Source organism: Streptomyces sp. NPDC059582 (assembly GCF_042735715.1).
In the GTDB taxonomy this organism is placed as follows: Bacteria; Actinomycetota; Actinomycetes; order Streptomycetales; family Streptomycetaceae; genus Streptomyces.
This window is the reverse complement of the sequence record NZ_JBHWCC010000001.1, coordinates 203799-226176: the sequence shown is the minus strand read 5'-3', so window position 1 is coordinate 226176 and position 22378 is coordinate 203799. Positions and strand designations below refer to the sequence as shown.

General features: G+C 69.4%; 16 protein-coding genes. 9 read left to right on the top strand and 7 right to left on the bottom strand.

Annotated elements, in window-relative coordinates; all coding sequences use genetic code 11:
- Nucleotides 1–323: 323 nt before the first annotated feature.
- Complete coding sequence (locus ACFV0T_RS01020; protein ID WP_385773010.1) at nucleotides 324–926, bottom strand: CGNR zinc finger domain-containing protein; 603 nt, start codon at nucleotides 924–926, stop codon at nucleotides 324–326.
- A 292-nt stretch (nucleotides 927–1218) separates the two neighbouring features.
- Between ACFV0T_RS01020 and ACFV0T_RS01015 the strand changes: the two genes are divergently transcribed.
- The 3 genes from ACFV0T_RS01015 (at nucleotide 1219) to ACFV0T_RS01005 (ending at nucleotide 3075) form a co-directional block, all read left to right on the top strand.
- Nucleotides 1219–1644 carry a nuclear transport factor 2 family protein gene (locus tag ACFV0T_RS01015; protein WP_385773008.1) on the top strand — a complete coding sequence of 142 codons (426 nt, stop codon included), beginning with the start codon at nucleotides 1219–1221 and terminating at the stop codon, nucleotides 1642–1644.
- A gap of 121 nt (nucleotides 1645–1765) precedes the next feature.
- Entirely contained in the window at nucleotides 1766–2548 is a 783-nt protein-coding gene (locus ACFV0T_RS01010; RefSeq protein WP_385773006.1) for an alpha/beta fold hydrolase, read from the top strand.
- Between the two features lie 125 nt (nucleotides 2549–2673).
- Nucleotides 2674–3075 carry a tautomerase family protein gene (locus ACFV0T_RS01005; RefSeq protein ID WP_385773004.1) on the top strand — a complete coding sequence of 134 codons (402 nt, stop codon included), beginning with the start codon at nucleotides 2674–2676 and terminating at the stop codon, nucleotides 3073–3075.
- A gap of 9 nt (nucleotides 3076–3084) precedes the next feature.
- Here the strand turns inward: ACFV0T_RS01005 and ACFV0T_RS01000 are convergent, their stop codons facing one another.
- Entirely contained in the window at nucleotides 3085–4302 is a 1218-nt protein-coding gene (locus ACFV0T_RS01000) for a glycoside hydrolase family 3 N-terminal domain-containing protein (protein ID WP_385773002.1), read from the bottom strand.
- 913 nt (nucleotides 4303–5215) lie between these two features.
- Here ACFV0T_RS01000 and ACFV0T_RS00995 point away from each other — a divergent pair.
- The 3 genes from ACFV0T_RS00995 (at nucleotide 5216) to ACFV0T_RS00985 (ending at nucleotide 9835) form a co-directional block, all read left to right on the top strand.
- Nucleotides 5216–7114, top strand: a complete 1899-nt coding sequence (locus tag ACFV0T_RS00995) for an FHA domain-containing protein (RefSeq protein WP_385773000.1) — start codon at nucleotides 5216–5218, stop codon at nucleotides 7112–7114.
- A 990-nt stretch (nucleotides 7115–8104) separates the two neighbouring features.
- Nucleotides 8105–9040, top strand: coding sequence for an amidohydrolase family protein (locus ACFV0T_RS00990; protein ID WP_385772998.1), 936 nt, complete (start codon nucleotides 8105–8107; stop codon nucleotides 9038–9040).
- A 6-nt stretch (nucleotides 9041–9046) separates the two neighbouring features.
- Entirely contained in the window at nucleotides 9047–9835 is a 789-nt protein-coding gene (locus ACFV0T_RS00985) for an FkbM family methyltransferase (RefSeq protein ID WP_385772996.1), read from the top strand.
- Here the strand turns inward: ACFV0T_RS00985 and ACFV0T_RS00980 are convergent.
- The 5 genes from ACFV0T_RS00980 to ACFV0T_RS00960 all read right to left on the bottom strand — a co-directional run bounded on the left by ACFV0T_RS00980 (nucleotide 9828) and on the right by ACFV0T_RS00960 (nucleotide 15993).
- Nucleotides 9828–11135 (bottom strand): NtaA/DmoA family FMN-dependent monooxygenase, encoded by a 1308-nt coding sequence (locus ACFV0T_RS00980; RefSeq protein ID WP_385772994.1) that lies wholly within the window; start codon nucleotides 11133–11135, stop codon nucleotides 9828–9830. The genes ACFV0T_RS00985 and ACFV0T_RS00980 overlap by 8 nt on opposite strands.
- Entirely contained in the window at nucleotides 11125–12369 is a 1245-nt protein-coding gene (locus tag ACFV0T_RS00975; protein ID WP_385772992.1) for a hypothetical protein, read from the bottom strand. Before ACFV0T_RS00975 ends, ACFV0T_RS00980 begins: the two co-directional genes overlap by 11 nt.
- On the bottom strand, nucleotides 12366–13583 hold the full coding sequence (locus ACFV0T_RS00970) for an acetyl-CoA carboxylase biotin carboxylase subunit family protein (protein WP_385772990.1): 1218 nt from the start codon (nucleotides 13581–13583) through the stop codon (nucleotides 12366–12368). The genes ACFV0T_RS00975 and ACFV0T_RS00970 overlap by 4 nt, the downstream gene beginning before the upstream one ends.
- Nucleotides 13580–15169 (bottom strand): AMP-binding protein, encoded by a 1590-nt coding sequence (locus tag ACFV0T_RS00965; RefSeq protein ID WP_385772988.1) that lies wholly within the window; start codon nucleotides 15167–15169, stop codon nucleotides 13580–13582. Before ACFV0T_RS00965 ends, ACFV0T_RS00970 begins: the two co-directional genes overlap by 4 nt.
- Before the next feature lie 68 nt (nucleotides 15170–15237).
- Nucleotides 15238–15993 carry a hypothetical protein gene (locus tag ACFV0T_RS00960; protein WP_385772986.1) on the bottom strand — a complete coding sequence of 252 codons (756 nt, stop codon included), beginning with the start codon at nucleotides 15991–15993 and terminating at the stop codon, nucleotides 15238–15240.
- Between the two features lie 1306 nt (nucleotides 15994–17299).
- Between ACFV0T_RS00960 and ACFV0T_RS00955 the strand changes: the two genes are divergently transcribed.
- From ACFV0T_RS00955 to ACFV0T_RS00945, 3 genes are all read left to right on the top strand, one after another.
- Nucleotides 17300–18355, top strand: a complete 1056-nt coding sequence (locus tag ACFV0T_RS00955; protein ID WP_385772984.1) for a maleylacetate reductase — start codon at nucleotides 17300–17302, stop codon at nucleotides 18353–18355.
- A gap of 69 nt (nucleotides 18356–18424) precedes the next feature.
- The gene (locus tag ACFV0T_RS00950; protein WP_385772982.1) at nucleotides 18425–19294 is read left to right on the top strand and encodes a dioxygenase; all 870 of its coding nucleotides are present in this window, start codon (nucleotides 18425–18427) and stop codon (nucleotides 19292–19294) included.
- 137 nt (nucleotides 19295–19431) lie between these two features.
- Complete coding sequence (locus ACFV0T_RS00945) at nucleotides 19432–22365, top strand: BTAD domain-containing putative transcriptional regulator (protein WP_385772980.1); 2934 nt, start codon at nucleotides 19432–19434, stop codon at nucleotides 22363–22365.
- Nucleotides 22366–22378 lie beyond the last annotated feature (13 nt).

Below are 22378 nucleotides of genomic sequence, written 5' to 3'. Positions count from 1 at the left end.
GGTGAGAGGCGGCAGGGGGAACGGCATTGCGCCGCGTACGCCCACTGCCGGGGGAGTGATGCGTACGGAGCGGCCGGGATGGCGAGCGATCCTCGTATCCACTCTCGTACGACATGGGCGTATGTGCTTTGCTTCTTTCGAACAAGGTTATGTCCCCATTGATTCCAGATAGGGAGTATTTCGATGGCGTCGGTCGCCGCGAAACCTTCTGCGGAAGACGCGGTGACGTGCACCTGGCGGCTCACGCGGCACGACTACGGCACGACTGCGACTACGGCGTGACCATGACTACGACACGGCGCCGACTGCGACTGCGACTGCGACTACGGCTGTGACTGTGATTGCGACTCGCCCCGAGCTCGTTGCCGTGCCCGGTAGGCACGCAGATTCGCCGCGTTGCCGCAGACCTTGACGTCGTGCCAGACGCCGCTGTTGTTGCGTGACCGGTCGAAGAACGCCGTCCCGCACTTCTCGTTGCGGCAGATCTTCAACCGCTGCCAGGTGCCCGACCGCTGGGCCAGGAAGACCTCGATCAGGGCGAGGGCCGCAACCCGACGCCATCCGGTACCGCGGGGCTCCGGGCGTATCCGCCCGTTGCCGCCGAGTTGGAGCGCGATGGCCGCGGTGTGCAGTGGGGGAAGTGCGTCGTCACTGCCGTGTTCCACTGCGCGGCGCAGGGCGTCACGGAAGGCGCGAAGATCCTCGTGGCCGTCCGGGCCGAGCTCGAACCCGGCCGCGGCGGTGCCGGTGCAACGGCTCCACTGCGACAGTGCCCGAGTGAGCCAGGCCTGGGCCTCGCCGGCGTCCGCGAGCAGGTCCCGGGTGCGCGGCTTGCCGGCCGGGACGGTGTTCATGAGGTCCTGCACGAAGGCGAGCCCTTCCGGCGCCGGCTCCATGTCGTAACGAACCGTGGCCGACCAGCTCATTCCGATCACTCCCCGCGGCTAGCGTGCTCCCTGGGTGGTGACAGGCGCGTACACCTTTCACATCTTATGGAAGGCGACGGGTGGCTGCAGTTCCACAAGACCGATTTTTCGCCGCTCGTGGTCCTCGCTCGTGGATCCAACGGTACTGCAAGGTTCCCATCTGGAACCCAGCCTTGACTTGCCTGAGTTTCAGATAGAGACTTAGGTAGGTGGTCGGTCGGGCCCGGGGGTACCTGGATCGACAGCGGAAGTTTCTCCCCACACCTGCTTCGGCTCTCGCTATGGAGGAAGCATGTCGGACAACAAAGCGATCGTGAATGCTTGTCGACGAGCCTATTCCGGATTCGCGAAGAACGATTCGACCGATCTTGTGGCTCTGATGTCGTCCGACGTGATTTTCGACTTTCCCGCGTCCCTGCCCTACGGCGGAACATTCCACGGCAAGGAAGGGTTCGTCGCTTTCTATCAGGACCTTTTCGATCATTACTACGAGTACTTCGAGTATGACGCGCACGCGGTCCTCGACGCCGGATCACATGTCGTGGTTCCCGTCCGGGCCAGGGCGAAGGCGAAGAACGGTCGCACGATGGAGAATGAACACTGCCTGCTGTTCACCGTGGTCGACGGCCTGATCACGGAGGCGCGACTGTACGCGGACACCGCCAAGGGGCGTGACGTGATCGAGGGTCTCGAGGTCTTCCCCTCGGCGGCCGTCTGAATCCGCCACCCGCGCAGAGGGCGCTCCGTCGTCGAGAGCGGTTCGGCCCCTGTCACCGGAAACGCGTTCACCGTCCGGATTCGTCGTACTCAAGCTCTCGACCCGACGAAAAGAAACTCACATGACTCTTGGATACCACACGGTGGGCAGCGGAGCGACGAAGGTCGTCTGGGCTCACTCCTGGCTCGCCGGCCATGAAAGCTATGACTGCATGATGCCCTTTCTCGACGCCGAACGATTCACGTGGGTCTTTCCCGACTTCCGCGGGTACGGATCGTCAAGGGGCCTGACAGGTGACTTCGGCGTCCGGGAGATGGGGCGCGATCTCGTCGATGTCGCCGACGCGCTGGGATGGGACGAGTTCCATCTGGTCGGGCACTCCATGGGCGGCCAGGCCGCGCAGTGGGTCTCCGGACAGCCGGACGTCCGAGACCGCCTGAGCGGCCTGGTGCTGTTGTGCGCGGTCCCCAGTCGCGCCTTCCCGCTCGACGCTGACAGCGCCAGGTTGTTCGAGGGCGCCACGGACAGCCTGGACGTACGAGCCGCGGTCATCTCGGCGGTGACCGGCGGTCGACTGGGTACGGGCTTCGTCCGCTACGTGAACGAGGCGTCCCGCAAAGCGGTCGATCCAGCGGTCATGCGGGCCTACCTCCGCACCTGGACCCAGGACGACGTGTCCGACGAGGTCCAGGGATACGAGCGGCCCGTCCTCGTCCTCACCGGCCAGTTCGACCCCGTTCTGACCGCTGCCGTGACCGAGGAGCAGATCGTCCCCCAGTACACCGACGTGCACCGCCGCGTCCTCGACGGCGCGGCCCATCTGCCGCCCATGGAAACCCCTGCCCGCACGGTGGCGCTCATCGAGAAGCACTTGCTGACGGGGGCCGAGGAGTTGCGCGGCTGAGCCGCCGCCTCGTCCCGAACGTGGCCGTGCCGCCGGGTCCGCCCTTGGCGCCGGAACCCACCGGACACCGAACAGAACACAGCGGCTTCCGCAGTCGCAACCCGCGCCTCCAGAAGGAGAGTCCGATGCCTGTCTTCAACGCCCACATACCGGCCGACCGCTACTCGCCTGAGCAGAAGCGCGCGCTCGCCGATGCCCTCAACCAGTCGCTGGTACAGGGCCTCGGCATTCCCGAGGGCGACCGGTTCATCATGATCAGTGAGCACGGCGAGAGCGAACTGTTCCTGGATCCGACCTTCATGGGCATGCAGCGCAGCAGCGACGCCATGATCATCACGGTGCTCCTCGGGGCTCACCGCCCGCTGGAGGACAAGCGGGCCGTGGCCTCGACCATCAACAAGCTGGTGGTCGAGGCACTCGGCGCCTCACCCGACGACATATTCGTGGCGCTGATTCCGGTACCGAACGAGAACTTCTCCTTCGGCAGGGGTGAACTCCAGCTCGCCGAAGGCGCCCCTCGCTGGTAGAGCCCGCGGTCAGCCGCAGTACAGCAAGCCCGCCTTCTGCTTGGCGGTCAGGACGCGATGGACGCTCTGGTCCACCTGGGTCCGGAAGGCCGCGGACTGCGTCATCCGGGCCTGTACGGCCTTGGCCATGGCCGGGACCAGGTTCGGTTCCACGGTCAGGACCAGGTCACCGCCGGCGGACAGGAAGTTCACGGCGCGGTTGGCGGCGGGCACGGACTTCACCGCAACCGCGTTCCCGAGGTCGTCCGAGATCACCACGCCCTTGAAGCCCAGGGTCTTGCGGAGCAGCCCCTGGATCACGGTGGAGGAGAACACGGCCTGGTGCTTCGAGTCGATCTTGCTGTACTTGGCCAGTGAGATCATGACGAACGGCGCGCCCGCCTTGATCCCCGAACTGAACGGCGTGATGCTCGCGCTCCTGGTCGTCGTCACCGAGTCCACCACGTTCGCCGTGGTGTCGGTGTTGCCGCGGACGTAGCCGAGTCCCGGGAAGTGCTTGAGCGTGGCCAGCACCTTGGCCTGGGCGAAGCCCGCGGCGAAGGCGCCACTGTGGGAGGTCACGGTCGTGGCGGTATGGCCGAACTCGCGGTCGTACCGGCCGATAGGGCCGTTGTTCCTGCCCAGGCTTGCCGGGACCACATCGGCGACGGGTGCGAGGTTCAGGTTCACACCGGCGGCCTTGAGCTGCTTCGCCCACACGGCGGCCGAACTACGAAGCTTCGAGGTGGACCAGCTTCCCTGCACCAGCCCGCTCGGTATGGTCGAGAACCCAGGGCCGGACAGCACCTGCACCTGGCCGCCCTCCTGGTCGGTGGAGACCAGCAGGCCGACGCGATGGCCCGACACCGTGTCCGCCTTCGCCTGAAGGCCGTCGGCCAGGGACTTGGTCGCCTTCGTACCGGACTTGCTCCGTCCGGCCAGGAACACCGACCCGACGTGGTACTGACGCAGCACCTGGACCCGCTTCTGGTCCGGTTTCGAGGCGTTGATGCCCCCCATGAAGAGCTGACCGACCCGTTGCGACCCGGTCATCCCCGCGTAGACCTTGTCGACACAGGTCGCCGCCGTGCTCGTGGCCGCCGAAGCGGGAGCTTCCGGTGCGACCGCGGCGCGCGAGGTGTAGGCGCCGCCCAGGCCCGCGGCCACCAGCGAGAGCGTCAGCAGCGGGACGGGCCAGACTGCCCGTTCGCGCTGTCGGCCATGCGATGGCACCTGCTGCGAAGTCATGCGGAGCCCCTTCCGGTACGCCGACATGCGGACCGGGCGCTCCTTGCTCGGCCGTCGACGGCGGTCACACAGCCAGTACGACCAAACGTACATCCATTCGACGGTGTTCGCCTCTGCTGTGCAGGACCTGGCGCGCACGGGACGGGGGCCTCGTACGGGCAGGTCGGAGCGCGGGGGTGAGGTAGGCGAAGACGGTCAACTTGTGCCGAGTCGGGCGGGGTTGGCACCGGCAGTCGATGCCGGGTGCGGGGCGCGGGGGACGCCGGCGGGGGAGCTCGGCGGGTTCGTCGGCGGTCGGGGAGGCGTCGAGTGGGGCAAGAGCTCTCCAGCGGGACGGGCGGCGTCCGTCCAGTCGTACCGGGTGTGCGTGGTGCGGGGTGAGTTCGTGGCGCGGGGTGTGTCTACGAGTGGGGACGCGAGCCGCCGCCGGTCTCGGCACCCGCGGGGCCTCCCCGCGCGCCGGTCGCATCCGCCGGCGCGAAGCCGACCGCGGGTGGTGCGCACGCGGCCGTCGCTCCAGAGCAACTGCGACCCGAATCCGGCCATACCGCCGGCCGGAACAGGGCGGAATCCGTCATCGATCGCCAACGTGCATCGTCACTCGGCTGACATCGAGTCAGCGGGCGACGCGTGGGCCGCACAGGGACCGGGACGTCCCTGGCGCGTTCCGCTCCAGCATCGCCGAAAGGCCTCTCCCGAACGGCTTCGGAAGAGAGCATGATGGGTCATCTGTACCGGTCAAGCGACGCTATGCTGTCGTCAAAACTGGGCCATTCGCCGATCAAATACGTCGATCGAATCGCTCCGTCCTACCCGTCACACGCTGCCTGGTCACGCCCGCGCCACGGTGCGTTTCGGTGGCACCGCGGCAGCAGCAACCTCGTCAACCTCGGAAGGAAGTGCTGTGGCGCCGGTGCTTGTTGCACGCGAAGGACTGCTGGCCGGAGAACGCATACCGGTGATCGGCACCCAGGTCACCTTCGGACGCAACCCCGAGAACACCGTCGTCATCTCCAGCTTGAGCGTCTCGCGCTTCCACGCGGAGATCGTCCTCGACGACACCCAGGGCTACGTGCTGCGCGACTGTGGCAGCAGCAACGGAACGCTGGTGAACGGTGAGGAGATCGACTCCCGCCTCCTCGAGCCCGGCGACGAGATAACCATCGGAGACCAGGAGTTCCGCTTCGAGGTCGCGGACGCCATGGAGACGATCATGGCGCTGTCGCTGCCGAGGTCGCTGACCCACGGTGACGAGGAGGTCGAACACGGGCCGGTGCTGCGGGTCACCATCGCCGGCGGAGGCCCCGTCGGCCTGTCGCTCGCCCTGCTGCTGGAGCACTTCCTCGGCGCGCAGGTGAACATCACGGTCTACGACGGCCGGTGGCGCAAGCAAGGCCGCAAAATCGTCTGGAAGGACGAGAGCCAGGGCAACGTGCGGCGCCAGCAGGTGGTGACCGTACAGAGCCGCCAGTACCTCAGCCTGCCCGAGGAGGTGCAGGCACTGCTCTTCGACCCTGACCACTACACCGAGATGTGGCCCTCCGGCCCCGACTCGATCGGCGATCACCACCCGCGCAACATGCGCATCGCCTACATCGAGGACCGGCTTCTGGAAGTGGCCAACGGGAAGCCGGGCCGGATCCGGCTCGTCCCCGCCCGGTTCAACATCGACGAGCAGCAGGACGCCCTCGCCACCCAGCACGTACTGGCGATCTGCGACGGCGGCCGGTCGCGTACCCGTGAGCACTTCGCCGCCAAGTTCGGCAAGGCGGACGAGTCCATCTACTCGCTGAACGACCGTCATCTCCAGGACGTGGTCCTCGGACTGCGCGTGAAATCGGGTCTGACCGACCCCATGGCGGTCCTGCTGACCGTCGGGCAGAACCGGTTCCTGCTCAACTCCTTGCGTGGCGAGGGCTTCCTCAACATGCGCCTGACCGACGCGGAGACCGCGGAGGTCGTCGGCATCGACCCGGTGCGCCGCGTCTTCGAGGAGTGCATCGCCTCACGCCCCTGCCTGATGGGGCGCGACGAGCACGGCGACTTCCAGTGCTCCACGCACAGCACCCTCTTCCTCCCGGCTCTCATCAGGGGCTCGGCCCTGTGGAAGCGGGTCGGCGAGGGGCTGCGCCTGTTCGGCGTCGAGCCGGATGACCTGAGCGCGGTCACCTCCTTCCGCCTGGACATGGTGCAACGCCCACGCTTCACGGCTGAGTTGCTGCCGCCGACGGCCAACTCCACCGGGACGTACGGCTTCTTGCTGGGCGATGCCGCCAACGCGATTCACTTCTGGCCGGGTCGGGGACTCAACAGCGGCCTGGCCTCCGCGATCTCGCTCGCACGGTCCCTCAACGGAGCGTGGAACGGGAAGCCCTTCCGGGACGCGGACTTCCTGCGCCACGAGGCCGCCATGTCGATGCTCCAGTACCGGCACAAGAGCCGTGCCTGGAAGGCGATGGTGACCACCGACGACCAAGGCGCCACCTGGGCCATCAAGGACATCATCGCGCACGGCATCGACGGAATCGCCGAGGAGCCCGATCGCGAGGCGGACACCGCGACGTTGCTGGAGCGGCTGCGCGGAATCCGCTCCCGACTGGCGACGCGCATGCCCGGCATGCCGGACGACGAGGCGATCCTGGAACGGCTGGGGACCTTGGAGGGCAGCACGCTGCGCATGCTGGTGCTCAGTGGCGCCTGGGACACCCTCACCATGGGTGGCGAGGAGGTCGACATCGACATCTTCTACGGTCAGGACTCCGCCGCCGCGGCGGCGGCCGTCGAGGCCCTCGAGCCGGCCGCCCAACTCTGAGACCGGTCAGGTCGGTCCGAGACCGGGTGGCGGGGACGCTCGACCTGCCGGGCGTGCGAACCGGAGGACCCGGAACCGGTGTTGAGCCTCGCCGGAGCGTCCCCCGCCGACTCCGTGACGCAGGCCGCGACGGGCTTGGATGTCGCGTGGACGGCGGCCGCCGTCTGCGGTGTGGCGCTCCTCCTTACGGCCACGTGGCTTCCGCTGGCGCGGTTCGCGACACGACGCCGAAGCGCCGCGCCGCGCTGAGACGGCCATGTGCGACGGAGCGCTCATCGATGCGGTGAGCGAGCCACTGGCCCGGGAACGGTTCGTATCCACGCGCGTGGCGTCGGCGAGCCTGACAGCAGAGCGGATGCTTCCGGCCGTGGGAAAGCGACGAGGGCGAAGGAGCGGTGGCGACGAATGAGGCGGCGCGGCCGGCGAGCCGGTCAGGACGGTCGAGCGTGTCCGCAGGCCGGGACGCGTCCGGCCGACGCTGCTCCGGTCGACGCGGCGTCCCGCGGGATGGGCCGCTCGACGCACCTCCGGCGGTGGGCCGGCCTGGCAGACCGCAGGCCGCGGGTGAGGGGCTCGGCGATCAGGTCCCAGGCCTCCGAGCGGAGAGGATCTCGGTCAGCGCTGTTACACCCCCGGGTGCCTTCACGTCTGCACCCCCTACCCCTCCTTCCAATCCACTCCCGCGCGTCGCTGTCGGCCAAGCCGCGGCTCACCGGGACGCGGCCCCGCGGCGGGCCCTCCGTTGTTGGGGCGGGGCCACGTGACCGATGTGGTGGCCCGCTGGACCGGGATGGAACCGCGTAGGAGTGACGGCCGTCGCCGCGGGGGATGAGTCCGCTGTGCCTGAGCGTCGGGTTCGTTGGAGGGTGTGCTGCCGCGGTGAGGCCGACCGAATCGGAAAGTCGGCGCTATGCCGAGTGGGCGAGGTGCGAACTATCCGCCGGCGAGGAGGAGTTACGTGAGGTGGTCCTTCGGAGGCTCCCGTCGCGGGTGGTCGATGTGCACGCGCATCTGGCCGGTCCGGGTACGTTCCGGGGGTTCTCCGATGTCGGTTGGAGTCAGCGGCGTTCGTCCTTCCCCCGATGGGATCTTCAGGACGATGCAGGGGTTCTGGAACACCTCTACGGCCAACGAGAGGTGACGCGGATCTGGATGCCGCAGCCGCAGCACGGCTTCGACCACCGGGCGGCGAACGACTATGTACGCGGCCACGCGGACAGCCGTCGTCTTCCGGCGCTGTGTGTCTTGCCGGACGACCTGGACTACTCGCTCGGGCAGCTCCGGTCGGGTGCGTATCGGGCCGTGAAGTCATATCCCCACTACCGAGAGCCCCCGTATCGGGAGATTCTGGAATTCTTTCCCCACGAGGTGCTCACGCTCTGCGAGCAATTGCGTCTACCCCTTGTTCTCCATGTGCCCCGTCCGCTGTCCCACTGCGTCGGGGAAGTCGAAGACATCATGCGGGCGCATCCTTCTCTGCGGGTGATCCTCGCCCATGCCGGGCGAAACACCCACGCGGACCGCCCGTATGTTGCCGCACTGCGGGGTCTGAGTCGTTGGCCGAATGTCGTCGTCGACACTGCCATGGTCACATCGGTACCGGTGCTCTCCGCGGCCTTGCGAATTCTCGGGAGCGACCGTGTGCTCTTCGGTTCGGACGAACCGTTCAATCTGCTGAAGTACCGAATGATTCGGACGAAACGGCATGGAGACATCGCCGTACCCGCGCACCGCTATCACTGGGAGAAGCCCTGGGTCCGGCAGCGCTACGGATATCTCGCCGCCGGTGCACCCGCCGTGCACTTTCAGTCGCTTGCTGCGGTGTTCGCCGCCATCGATCGACAGCATCGCCGAGCGAGTTCGATCGACGCCTCGGTTCAGAAGGTGTTCTGCGCCAACGCACTCGACCTGCTCGAACGGGAGTGACCGCCTGTGAACCGGCTGCCGGGACTGACTGAACACGTCGTCATCAACGGAAAACGCATGTACATCGACGCACAGGACGCGAGAGGAGCGGCGATCGCTCGGGCGTGCGGCGCATTGCATCCGGTCGCGGGCGCGTTGTGGCGGGCCGTCATGGCCGACGACAGGTGGGACGCGGTCGTCGACGTGGGAGCCAACTACGGAGAGATGCTGCTCGCGGCCGAGCTGCCGGCCGACGCGACAGTCATGGCCGTGGAGCCCAACGAACGGGTGGTGCCGTACCTTCGCCGCACGCTCACCGAATCCCTGCCCGGCACCCGCCTCCAGCAGGTGGCCGTGAGCGATCTGAGTGGCGAGGCGGTCTTTCACGACGACCTGACCTGGTGGGGCAATTCGACGCTGTGCCAGGAGTGGGTGGCGGACCGGCCACACGCATGGACGACGACGACCGTCAAAACGCTACGCCTGGGCGAGGTGTTGGACCTGCTCGGTGTGCTGCCGGGGATGCGGGTGGCCTTGAAGCTCGACATCGAGGGGCTGGAGGCACGGGTGCTGCGCGACGGCCTCGCGCGCCTGCGCAGCCTGCGGCACGCCAAGGTCATGGTCGAGGCCGTCCGCCTGACCGCTGAGGAACACGACTGGCTGCTCGACCATTTCCACGTCTGGTACTTCGACGTGAACCAGGCGGCCTTGGTACGCGTCCACGACGGTGTCTCGGGTGCCGCACTGCGGCGGCTGCTCGGTAGCCCCGGCGTCTACCCCAGGGATGTCGTCGTCGCGCCGGCCGCCCTCAGCTGACTGCCGGCAGCTCCAGACGCTCCCGCAGCATGCCCTGAGACCGACGCCAGATCCCGCGCCGGGCCAGCTCGGGCAGGACGAACTCGACGAAGTCGTGGAGGCCGCCGGGCAGCGCGGGCGGCAGCAGATTGAAGCCGTCACACGCGCCCGAGCGGAACCAGGTCTCCATGGTGTCCGCGACGGCCTCGGGCGGACCCACGACGACCCGGTGTGTCCGGGCCCCGGCGACACGCCTGACCAGGCCGCGCACCGTGCAGGGTCCTTCCTCGACCATCGCGAGGATCTCGTCCGCCCGCGTCATCGCCGTGGGGCCGTGCCGATCCCGGAGTGCGTCATGGTCGATGACCTCGTCCAGGCCGAAGCCGGACAGGTCGACACCGGTGACGGCTCTGATCTGACCGATCCCGTGTTCGGGAATCACCAGCTCATCGAGTTCCTCCTGCTTGTTGCGGGCCTCGGCTGCGGTGGAGGCGACATGGACGCTGAGGCCGGGCAGGGAGAGCAGGGCTTCGGGGCGGCGGCCCGCGGCGCTGGCCGCGGCGCGCAGTCCAGCACGGAAGCGTGTCGCGCGGTCCCTGTCCCGTTGCACTGAGAAGACCACGTCCGCGTGTCGTGCCGCGAAGGCGCGCCCCGGTTCGGAGGCCCCGGCCTGGACGATGAGGGGATGGCCCTGTGGGGACCTGGCGGACTGGAACGGCCCGGCGACGTGGAAGTCCTCGCCATCGTGGTCGATGGGCCGGATAAGCGACCGGTCCACGTAGACGCCGGCGGCGCGGTCGCACCGTATGGCGTGCGACGCCCATGAGTCCCACAGTCCCTTGACCACTTGGAGGAACTCCTCGGCGCGCGCGTAGCGCGTCAGGCGGTCGGGGTGCGCGCCCGCGCCGAAGTTGGCTGCCGCGCCCGCGAACGACGTGGTGACGACGTTCCAGCCGGCGCGTCCCCGCGACAGGTGGTCGAGCGAGGAGACCAGGCGGGCCACGTTGTACGGCTCGGCGTACGTGGTGGACGCGGTGCCGATCAGTCCCAGGGTGGTCGTGACGGACGCCAACGCCGAGAGCAGAGTGAACGGTTCGAGGACACTGCCGCCGGTGTTGTGCTCGACGCGGGTGCGCAGGGCCGGCGCGTCGGCGAAGAAGACGGCGTCGATCCCGGCCAGTTCGGCGGCCCGCGCCAGGCCCACGTAGTAGTCGACGTCGTACATGCGCTCCGCGGGGCTGTGCGGCAGGCGCCAGGACGCTTCGTGGTGCCCGGTCGGAACCACGAAGAGGAACAGGACGAGCCGGCGCCTACTCTGCACGGTGGCTTCCCTCCTTGCCGCTCAGTCTGACCGTCAGGCGCATCGTCCGACTCGTGTCGACCAGATCGATCGTCGTGGTCTCGCCCGGCCGTGGCGGACGGTCGGACGGGCGCGCGGGCTCCGGGTGCGCGTCGTCCGACGGCGCCCATCCGGGGTGGTCCACCAGACGCCACGACAGCCGGGCCGCGGGGACGCCCCAGGTGCGGGCCAGGCGCTCGACCAGCAAGCCCACACGATTGTGCCGGTTCATCCGGGGATTGCACTCCACGCAGCAGACCCGCGAGCCGGACGGCAGTTCCAGGCCGCTCCCGGTCCAGCCGGTGCCGATGATCAGATCCACCGCTGCCACGCCGACGTAGCCGTCCTCGGCCATGACTGCGAACAGTGGTTCCACATAGGACCTGACCGCGTCCAGATCGGCGGCGGACAGCCGGACGCCGCTGCTCGAGCCGACGAACGTGGCCCGCGACCGGTCGACCACCTGCTCGCACGCGGCGAGGAACACGCAGCCGACCTCGGGGACGACCAGGTACGAGACCGAGACGCTCACCCGCCATGGCAGCCAGGTCTCGACGACCACGTCCACCGGACCGTCCGGCAAGGTCCCGTCCGGCCCCTCGGCTCGGCGGTCGAGCAGAGCGGGACGGAACTCCTCGCCGCGCCGGAGGACGACATTGCCCGTGCCCCCGGTGCCCGGGAACTTCACGACGCGTGGCTGAGCGCAGATGCCGATGCGCTCGGCGAGGGAGGCGAGGCCGACGGCGGAGTCGACCGCGTAGGTTGCGCCCGGTGGCAGGGCCGCCACCCCCAGCAACTCCGCGCAGCGCTGCCGGAAGGCGGCCTTCGCGCCCCAACGAAGCCACAGCTCTGGCGAGTTGGCCCGCAGCCGGGGCCCCAGAACGCCCCGAAGACGTTCCAGATCCTCGGCTGCCTCCTGGGCCGGGTCCACGCGGAAGCCCTCGTGGAGGACCAGGCGTCTCCCGAACGAGACGGCCCCCTCGATGTCGCCGAGGGATTTACGGAAGACGCTTGCCGGCTCCGGCGCGCAACCGTGTGTCCAGCGTCGCAGGCGCGCCGCCGCTCGCGCACTGCGGGGAAGGGGGGAGAGCACGGCGTGGGTGACCAATGCCGCCGCTCCCAGCTCGCTCTCCTCATGGTGCGCCGCGGCGATGACCGCGACCTCGTCGAGCAGCCAGCCGTAGCCGTCCCCCGCGTGCCCGTCCGCCCCCCTCATGAGGCTTCTGGTCCCGCGGCAGGGGCGACGGGCCACTCCGATTCGTAGCGTGCAATCTGCTGACGCACCTCGGCGGTCGTGCGTCCTTCGAAGACATAGGTGGCGACGCCGACCCCCGCGTAGCCGGCAACGGCGGGTTCGGCCGCGTCACGTACGTCCGACCAGACGTGCCCGGAAAGTCCCCCGCTCTCGGCGGTCACGGCGCCGGCCCGCTCGCGCCGGGGAGCGTAGAAGACGGTCCAGCCGCCCGCCGGGGACCGGCGTCGGAGCCGGCTGGGCGCCGCCTCGGCGGGCAGCCCGAGATCCAGCGCGGTCTTCGTGAAGCGCAGATCCCGGCCCCGCAGCAGGTCGAACACCCCGGACACGCCGGCGCCGCCGGGTCGGCCGGCCATCTCGCAGAAGACGAACGCTCCGTCCACGAGGAATGCCTCGCAGTGGAAGACGTCCTGCGACACGCCCCAGGCCGACAGGACGCGCCGGATGAACGTCGCGGCTCGGCCCGACAGGACCGGGTCGTCGACCGTGTGGGACGACAGTGGCACGGGCCCGCCCGCACGGTGGGTCGGCCGCTCATAGCGCGAGAGGGTGAAGGCGAGTTCGCCGCCCGACACGAACCCGTCGATGTGGTGGAGGTCTCCGTCGATGAACTCCTCGACGACGAAGTCCTCCAGATGCCGGGAGATGCCGTCCAGCGCGGCCGCCACGGCGACAGTGCCCCGGAGCTCGCGCGCTCCCCGGGACCCCGAGAGGTTCCGGGGTTTCAGGAACAGCCGTGCGGCGTCCGGGCGGGACCTCAGTGCGCTCGCGGCGTCGACCGCGAGCACCCCCCACGCGGTCGGGATGCCCGCCCGTGCCGCCGTCTCCTTCATCAGCCACTTGTCGCGCAACCTGGCCGTGTAACTCGGTTGCGGGCCGGGGATGCCCAGGACGGCGCGCACGGAGGCGACGTCCTCGACGAACAACTCGGAGCAGGTGCTCAAGCCGATGACATCGGGCGCGTACTCCTCGGTCACGCGCCGGATCGAGCTGCGGTCGAGCGACTCGACGAGGTGCACGGAGGTGTCGGACGGGAGCCCCTCGTAGTGGGCGCCCCAGCGATCCGACACCACGACCGTTGCGATGCCGTGGCGGGAGAGGAAAGACGATCCGTCGTCCTGGCGCCACGACTTGGCACGGGATCTGTCGACGATCAACGCGTAGGCGCGCGGACTCACCTCCACCGCCTAGAAGCGACCACGGACCATCCTGAGGCGGTCCGCGCGTACCGGTACACCCGGCGGCCACCCCCTTCCTCGCCCCCCAGGTGGAGGGGCAGACAGTCCGCCGGTTCACCGCGCGCGCCCCTGGCGAGCAGAACTAGCCACTCCGTGTTCGCCGCGGTGTCCGGGATGTGCCGCGCCGGGACCGCACAGCTTGGCGCGTACTCGATGGTGGTCACGGACGGCCTCCGGTGGACCTGGCACCCACATCCGAGGCTGACGAGGGGCTGGCCAGCCGCTGTGTCCGAGGAGTCGGGCCGCTGGCCGAGAAGCGCCTCTGGCACGAGTTCCCGGCGGGTGGCCGCGTCCGGTACGGCGATCGCCCGCTCGACGGCTTCCATGATCGTCGCCGCCTTGCCGGACATCCTCGATCGCTGCACCTTGCCTGAGCCGCTCAGCATGAGTTCGTCGGCGCACACGAGGAACACCGGCAGTCCCGGTCTCCCGGTGACGGCGGGAAGCAGGCCGGTGCGCAGCGGACGCGACGTGAAGACCGCGACGCCGGGGAAGTCCGGTATCCGGACGGCTGCGTAGTCCCCGGCGTCGATGGCGAGGTCGAGTCGGTCCTCGATCAGTCCCGGTTGGCGGGGCAGGCCCGGCACGTCGATCGCCTCGCTCACCCTGCCGAGGAGGACCACCATGTCGTCCCGCACCTCGGCGAAGTCACCGGTGCGCAGCCAGCCTCCGGCGACGGTCCCCGAGAACTCGTCCTGGAGGTATCCGTCCATCAGGTCGGGGGTGCGAACGAGTAGTTCTCCGTCGTCGATCACATAGCGGGTGGCCTCCACGGGGCGTCCGACCGGCGGGCGTTGCGCCAGGTACAGCGACGCGAAGCGGAGGCGGTTGCTGATGAACGGCATCATGAAGCTGAAATTCACGGCTTCCGACATCCCGTACCCCTGACGCAGCCGCGGCCCGTAGAGCTCGTAGAACTCGGTTGCCAGATTCCTTCCGCATGGACCGGCCGCGGTGATCACGTACTCCAGCGCCTTCGGCCAGGGCGGCGCTTCGTCGACCAGCCGCCGCAGGACCCGGGGATTCGTTGAGGCGGTGCGGGCGCCGGCGGCTTCGAGGCGGGAGAAGTAGGCGGACGGACTTCCGCTGAAGTCGAGGGTGAGGGATTCGCCGGTGAGATGTGCCCCGAGTAGGGACATGACGAGCGCGTTGACGTGAAAGAGCTCCAGGCAGGTGCCGTGGGGGCGCCCGGAGCCGAAGCCGTGGATGCGGGCGGTCTTGAGGGCGTTGCCCACCACGGCGGTCCGCGGCAGCACGACCCCTTTGGGTCGCGCGGTGGTGCCCGAGGTGAACACGGTGACCGATCCGTCCGTCACGGGCCTCGGGTGCGGGGTGACGGCGGCTCTGAACGCGGTCGTGATCCCGCCGGCGCCGTCCTCCCGTATCAGCAGCGACGGGTCGTACCGGTAGACGATGTCCAGCAGATCGGCGTCGCCGACCTCGGGTTTGATCAGGGCGAGAGCTGCGCCTGACGCCCAGCCGAGTCTGATGGCCTCGGCGAGGGCGTCACTTGACGGGATCGACATAAGGCAGCGGTCGCCCGGTGTCAGTGACTCGAGGGCGGTCCGGACGGCCGGGGAGATCCCCTGGACGGTCACTCGTGACCGTCCAGGAAGCACGTCTCCCCGGTGCTCCGCTGCTCCGCGAGGAAGATCGTCTGGGCCATCATCCGATAGCCCGACATGGCTTCACGGAGGGTCTCGATGGACTCCTCAGGGTGCACCGAGTCGATGACGGCGTGCGGGCCGTCCGCGTTGAACTGGTGGGACACGCCTCTCGGTATCTGCATGTCGACCCAGGAATTCTCCGGTACAACGACGTTGTACCGGGTCCGCGGCGGCTCGTCGGCGGTGCCGGGGCAGTCGTCCGCGAAGGTTTGCAGATCTCCCCCAGTCCACCCGATCGAGGGTCCGACGGACATGGGCGAGAAGCTCGACACGCGGATGGCCGTCCGGGGGCCGGTCATCATCCTCACGAACCGCAGGCCCGTGTGGATGTGCATCCGTGAGCAGAGGTCGCGGCTGCGGACATCGTAGAAGTCCATCAGATACCGGTCGGCGAAGTAGCCCTCGAACGGCGGCTCGAGCAGGTAGACGTGCCCCTCCTCGAATAGCTGCGCTCGCTGGAGTTCGCCGGGGGGCGTGGGGCGCGCGCCCTCCAGCGCGTGCCCCCGCTGAACCAGGGACGCCAGAGTGCTGACCACCGCGAGCGCCACGTGGGGCTCGAACCGGGCCACAGGCGTGACCCGATTAAGCTGCGTGTCCTGGTGGTCCTCGCCCGGGCGCACCTCGTTCTCGTCGTCCGGGTTCTTCTTCATCACAGAGCCGTTCGGCCGGTCAGGCTGGTGCATACGTCTCCCCCCACCGTCGTCCAGATGCCGAGTTGAGCCGGAGTTCCCCCGAGCGCGGTTCCCGCATCGCGGTGTCCGCGCCCTCTCCCGCCGTCGAACAGCGGTCAGCCACACGTCAAGTGCTTGTTCGTTCCCCTGGAGTCGCGTTGTAGAACCGTCGAGAACCCCCTGCGGCCCGCCGCGCCTCCGGACCCGCTGTCCTCACGCCGCGGTCTCTTCTGCTTTCCCGAGGCGGTGCCGCTCGAATCATTGCCGCCGGGAAGGGGGAGAGGAGGCGGTGGTGCGGCACCGCCGCCTGCTTGCTGCCGGTCCCAGCGGCCGTAGCTTCGCGGAGCCGGCCTTCGTGTCCAGTGACACGGGGTTGGTCAGGGCGGGTATCGGGCCGAACAGCGGCGCGGTGCCCATGGTGTTGCCCTGCCACGGTTGCCGTCCGCCCTCGGGTGCCGCACCTCGGCGCGTGCGTACGCGGCCGTCGAGGCGGTCGTCCGCCGCATCACCGTGCCGAAACCGGACGCTCCCACCGACTCGTGGTGCAGCTGAGCCTCTTCGGTGGGCACCGGACGGTGCCGTCAGGCACGCCCCCCACGTCGAGGTCGATGTCCACCGGCGCCTCGAAGGGCATGCTCAGCGTCTCGCCTATGCAAGCCTGCTGGCCGTGGCCGTGGCCGTGGCCGTGGCCGTGGCCGGTGGCCGGTGGCGGTGGCGGTGGCGGTGGGCCGGCTTGACGGAGGACAACTTCGCGATCAGCTACGGCTCGCGGTGCCGTCAATGACGATGTCGGTGGCCAGGACACCCGCGTGGATGGCGTTGTGCGGCAGGCTGATGATCTGAGGATCGCCGTGTGCGTCGCCCGTTGCCCAGGGCCGGGAGCCAGCGCTTGCCGGTGCGGACCGCCTTGCCGAGTTTCTGGTCCCAGGTGCTGACGGCGTGCATCGTTGTAGGTCCACGGTCCGGTCAATCGGATGCTTTTTCCGTAGGGCAACGTCAAGCGCTTGGTCGGACCTCTAGGTATTTGTGCAGCATCTGTGAATACCGTAGGGCGATTCCGCCGCAGGAATGTCGGCCCCCTGCGCGTCGCGCCCGACTGAGACCTGCTCCCACGGTCCAACGCCTCGGCATCCTTCGGCATCCCGCAGATGAGTGATATCGGTCGCGACTCCGAGGCCACGCTGTCGGTGCCTGTCGCACGAACAAGGTATTTCCACGCCGACCCTCGTCATCACCCACGGATTTTGTTGACGCGCGTCATCCGAGTGCCGACGCTTTCTTCAGTAATCAGAGGAGCGGCGGGACCAAGGAAATCCTTATGAAGACGTTCGTGCATCGGGGACAGATCACCAAGGTGGTTTTCGGCAGCGGTACGCGCGGCCGTGTCCCTGAAGAGGCCGATGCTCTCGGTTGCCGACGGGTGCTCATCCTGTGCACAGCCGGTCAAGTGGACCAGGCAGCGGAGATGCGCGACCTGCTCGGTGCCGCGGCAGTGGGGACTTTCGCCGAAGCGGCCGCCCACACCCCTGTCGAGGTCACGGAGAAGGCGGTCGCGTACGCCAAGACCGTGGGAGCGGACTCCGTGCTAGCCCTGGGCGGTGGATCGACCATCGGCCTCGGCAAGGCGATCGCCGTGCGGACCGGTCTTCGGCAGCTGGCGCTGCCCACCACCTATGCCGGCTCGGAGATGACCCCGATCCTCGGTGAGACCGAAGGCCGCAGGAAGACGACCCGGCGGCTGCCGGAAGCGCTGCTCGACACGGTGGTGTACGACGTCGACCTGACGCTCACGCTTCCTGTCGCGGTGTCGGTGGTCAGCGGCGTCAACGCGATGGCGCACGCCGTGGAGTCCCTGTACGCACAGGACCGGGACCCGGTCGCCTTCCTGATGGCCGGCGAAGCCCTCGATGCGCTCACACGATCCCTTCCGGTCGTCGCACGGCGTCCGGACGACGGCGAGGCGCGCGCGGACGCGTTGTACGGAGCGTGGCTGGCGGGCACGTGCCTCGGCACGGTGGGCATGGCCCTGCATCACAAGGTGTGCCACGTGCTGGGCGGCACGTTCGGGCTTCCGCACGCCGAAAGCCACACGGTCGTCCTGCCGCACGTGGTCGCCCACAACGGGCCCGCCGCCCCCGAGGCCATGGCGCGCATCGAGCGGGCGCTGCCGGGCGACGGCGCCGCGAACGGTCTCTTCGACTTCGCCGGGCGACTCGGTGCCCCCAGGGCACTGCGGGACCTCGGCATGCCGGAATCGGGGATCGAGCAGGCGGCCGACCTCATCGTGCGGGACGGCTACTGGAATCCGCGCCCCGTGGACCGGACCGCTGTCCACGCCCTTCTGACCCGCGCCTGGGCCGGGGAGGCGCCGTGACGTCACCCGGCGACGAACACCCCCGAGCCAACTCCGTCATCGAACTCTCGACCACCACAGGAGCACGCCATGCGTGATCTGACCAGCGAGACCATCACCGAAGCCGTGATCTCGACCATGCGGGACACCAAGGACTCCCGCGTCGCGGAGATCCTGGAATCGCTGGTGCGACACGTCCATGCCTTCGTCCGGGAGGTGGAACTGACGGAGCAGGAGTGGGCCCGGGGAGTGGCCTTCCTGACGCGCACCGGACAGCTGTGCACGCCGACGCGCCAGGAGTTCATCCTGCTGTCCGACGTGCTGGGCATCACCATGCTGGTCGACGCCCTCGGCAACGGACGCCCCGCCGAAGCGACACAGAACAGCGTCCTCGGCCCCTTCTTCCGGGACGACAGGCCGCAGCACGCCGACGCCGCCGACATCTCCGGAGGTCTGCCCGGCACCCCGCTGTTCTTCGAGGGACGGGTCGTGAACCGTGAGGGAGCGCCGGTGGCCGGCGCCGCGGTGGACGTCTGGCACAGTGACGCGGACGGCCACTACGACATGGATGTGCCCGGCCAGGTCGACCCGGCCATGCGCGCGCTGTTCCGTACCGACGAGACGGGACACTTCAGCTTCCGTTCCATTCGGCCGTCCAGCTATCCGATACCCGGTGACGGCCCGGTCGGCGAACTCATGAGCGCGACCAGCAGGTCGCTCATGCGTCCCGCCCATGTGCACCTGCTGATCGAGGCTGCGGGATTCCAGCGCGTGACCACCATGCTGTTTCCTTCGGACGATCCGTACCTGGACGCGGATCCGGTGTTCGGGGTCAAGGAGTCGCTGACCGAGTCCTTCGACAGGTACGAGGCCGACGCCGGGCCCTGCCGCGAGCTGACCGACGAGCCGTACACCGCGCTGCGCCGCACCTTCGTCCTCGAACCCGTCGCCGCGGGCTGATCGCCACGGACGACGCCCACACCGTCGAGAGGCGGTCATCCATGAGGAGCAGTGGTCCCGGCGAACCGGGCGGTGTCCTGCCACGGTTGCCCAGCCACGTCGTACCCCGACCGAGACTGGTCCGCAGAATCCATGAGTTGCTGGACCGGTACCCGGTACTCGTCATGGCGGCTTCGGCGGGGTCGGGCAAGACGACCGCCGCGGTCCAGGCCGCTCAGGAGCTGTCCAGCCCTGTCGCCTGGGTCTCGCTCGCCGGGATGCCCGGCGACGTCGAGTCCGATGCCGGTGATTCCGGTGCGGACGGACCGGCGCTGACGCGCCTTCTCGAGGGAGCCCTCGCGCCCCACGTGCCGGCCGCGGCGACCGCACTGACCGGCGCACTGGCGCGAGGACTGCCGGCGTCGGCGGCCGGCGCCCTGCTCGCCAGGATGCTCGCCGGCACGGAACTGGTGCTGGTGCTCGACCGCGTGGAGACGATCGGTGGGTGCGCCGGTGCACAAGGGCTGCTCGGCGCACTGGTCGGGAGTCTGCCGGAAGGGCCGCGGCTGGTACTGATCTCCCGAGTGGATCTGCCCCAAGGCCTCGGAGGTCTCGGCGATGTCCATCGCGTCGCCTTCCTCGAGGACGGGGAGCTGGCCTTCGACGTGGCTGAGGCCGCCGACGCCCTGCGGGGCGTCGACCGCAGCGACGACCCGTGCCGACTGGTCGATGCGACGGGCGGTTGGGTCAGCGGCGTCCTGTACGACTGGTGGGGAGCCGACCCCTGCGCCTCCGTGGCACAGCACGAACGCGTCGCGGCCGAACTGCTGGCCCAGCTCACGCCCGTGGAGGCGTCGCTGCTCGTCCGTACGAGCCTGCTCGACGACGGCGTGACGGCCGAGCAGGCGAATGCCCTCGGGCTGGCATCGCCGGACCGGACGATGGCCGCCCTCCGCGGCCGACGGCTGCCGCTCACCTGGTCCCCCGACGGCAGCCGTCTGGTCGCCCTGCCGCGGTTTCGCCACCATCTCCAACGAGAGATCGGCCGCCTGGACGAGAACACCCTGCGTGCGTTGCGCCGGGGGTACGCCTCCTTGCTCCAGGGCAGCGGGCGCCACGAGGACGCCGTGGCCGAGCTGCTCATGAGCGGCGACACCGACACCGCCCGACACGCCGCGGAACGTGCCCTGCCCGACGTGCTGGGCCGACTCGACCTGGCGACCGCCGAGAGCTGGCTGGACCGCGTGCGCCCGGCGCCCCGACCGCTCACACCGAACCTGGCCGCAGCGGGGCTGCGCGTCGCCTTCGGGCTCGAACAGTGCTGGCGGGGCGTGCAGTTGGCCGAACATCACGGTCGTGCGTGGTGGAGCCGGCTCGCCGAACAACCGGGCGGCGCGGAGGACTTGGCCCTACTGGTGTGGTGCTTCTGGCACGTGGGGAGGATCGACCGGGCGCGCGAGGTCCTGCGCGTCATGCCTCCCGGGCACCCTCGGGACATCGCCACGGCTCTGCTGGCTCTCGCGGACGGCAGCACACCCCGGCTCGCCCCCGACCTTCTCGACCGTGTCGCGGGACCCCTTGGCGCCATGGTGATGCGCATCGCCTACATGGCTGGGCAGCTGCACCAACTGCAGGACGGCCCGTCCGGCGCCTGGCGCAGGGCGGCGGGCGCGCCTTGGACGGTCGCGGCACTGCGCGCCGAGGGACGTATCTCCCAGGCGGAGGAGGCCTACGCGGCGGTCGGAGACGGACCGCGGCCCGTCTGGCTGGCGGCGGTCGAGGCCGCCGAGCTGATGTCGGATCTCGGACGCAGGGACGAGGCGTGGGACGCACTGCTGGCGGGGCGGGAGCGGATCGCGTCGACCGGTTCCCGCGTCTACCGGATCCTCAGCCTGCTCCTTGAGGCGAAACTGGCCCTGCGCCTGGATCACGACCTGCCCCGGGCGGCCCGGGCGCTCGCCGAGGCGGAGCGCAGAGGGTGCGCGAGCTACGCGTTCACCGCGGAACTGGCGGGCACCTGGCGAGGCCTGGAACTGCTGCTGGCCGGTCGCGACCACGATGCCGTGCCCCACCTCAGCACCGTGGTCCACGCGATGCGTACGGGTGGCAGGCGTCTGGAACTTCCCACGGCGGCGGTCTACTTGAGCGAGGCGTTGTGGCGCACCGGTGATGAGGACGGTGCGGATGCGGCCGCCGACCTGGCTCTGGAGGTCGCGACGGCCCAGGGCCCGCGCAATCTGCTGTTGCAGGCTCTGGAGGACGTGCCGTCCGTCGGAGTGCGCCGGGCCGACGCGGAACCCACGCACGCCTCACGCTGGCACGAGCTCGTGTCCGCGCTCTCGGCCGCGAGGCCGGTGACCGCGTGCGCGGTACCCCGACTGACGCTCGAGGATCTCGGTCCGGTGCGGCTCGTCGCGGACGGACGGGAGGTCCACCCGCGTCTGGCCAAGAGCGTCGAGTTGCTCGCCTACCTGCTGTCCCGGCCCGCGGCGAGCGCCAGGCGTCAGGCCCTTCTGGAGGCGCTGTTCTCCGGAGGGAGCAGCGCCACAGGGCGCAGCTACCTTCGGCAGGCCGTCTACCGGCTGCGCGAAGTGCTGCCCGAGGGGCTGTCGCTCCTTCAGGACGGCGACGTGTACAGGCTGACACCGGCGTCCGCGGTCGTGAGCGCCTCGGGGACCCTCCAGCGGCTGCTGGCGGAAGCCGCACGGCAGGACGGTGAGCACCGGTGGGACACACTTCAGCGCGCCCTGGCCATCGCCGAACGCGGCGCCTACTTCGACTCCCTCTCGACGGACTGGCTCGACACCAGGCGCGCCGAACTCGACGCCGCCCTCCTTCAGGCCCGCGTGGACGCGGCGACCGTGGCGCTGCGCCTCGGCCGCGTCGGGGAGGTCCGTCGGCTCGCCCGTGTCGTGCTGGACGGCGATCCCTACCGGGAACAGGCCTGGCGGCTCGCCCTGTGCGCCGCGGAGGCGGTCGGCGCGGACGACGAACTGCTCGATCTGTACCGGGGCTATCTGCGCGCCATGAAGGAGCTCGGAGTGCCGCCGTCCGCGGACCTGAGACGCCTGGTCGACCGACTGCGTCGATGAGCCGACGGCAGTG

Bases quoted from the DNA above. Each gene is read 5' to 3' on its own strand.
- ACFV0T_RS01020 (WP_385773010.1), bottom strand. From the start codon at position 926: ATGAGCTGGTCGGCCACGGTTCGTTACGACATGGAGCCGGCGCCGGAA.
- ACFV0T_RS01015 (WP_385773008.1), top strand. From the start codon at position 1,219: ATGTCGGACAACAAAGCGATCGTGAATGCTTGTCGACGAGCCTATTCC.
- ACFV0T_RS01010 (WP_385773006.1), top strand. From the start codon at position 1,766: ATGACTCTTGGATACCACACGGTGGGCAGCGGAGCGACGAAGGTCGTC.
- ACFV0T_RS01005 (WP_385773004.1), top strand. From the start codon at position 2,674: ATGCCTGTCTTCAACGCCCACATACCGGCCGACCGCTACTCGCCTGAG.
- ACFV0T_RS01000 (WP_385773002.1), bottom strand. From the start codon at position 4,302: ATGACTTCGCAGCAGGTGCCATCGCATGGCCGACAGCGCGAACGGGCA.
- ACFV0T_RS00975 (WP_385772992.1), bottom strand. From the start codon at position 12,369: ATGAGGGGGGCGGACGGGCACGCGGGGGACGGCTACGGCTGGCTGCTC.
- ACFV0T_RS00965 (WP_385772988.1), bottom strand. From the start codon at position 15,169: ATGTCGATCCCGTCAAGTGACGCCCTCGCCGAGGCCATCAGACTCGGC.
- ACFV0T_RS00960 (WP_385772986.1), bottom strand. From the start codon at position 15,993: ATGCACCAGCCTGACCGGCCGAACGGCTCTGTGATGAAGAAGAACCCG.
- ACFV0T_RS00955 (WP_385772984.1), top strand. From the start codon at position 17,300: ATGAAGACGTTCGTGCATCGGGGACAGATCACCAAGGTGGTTTTCGGC.
- ACFV0T_RS00950 (WP_385772982.1), top strand. From the start codon at position 18,425: ATGCGTGATCTGACCAGCGAGACCATCACCGAAGCCGTGATCTCGACC.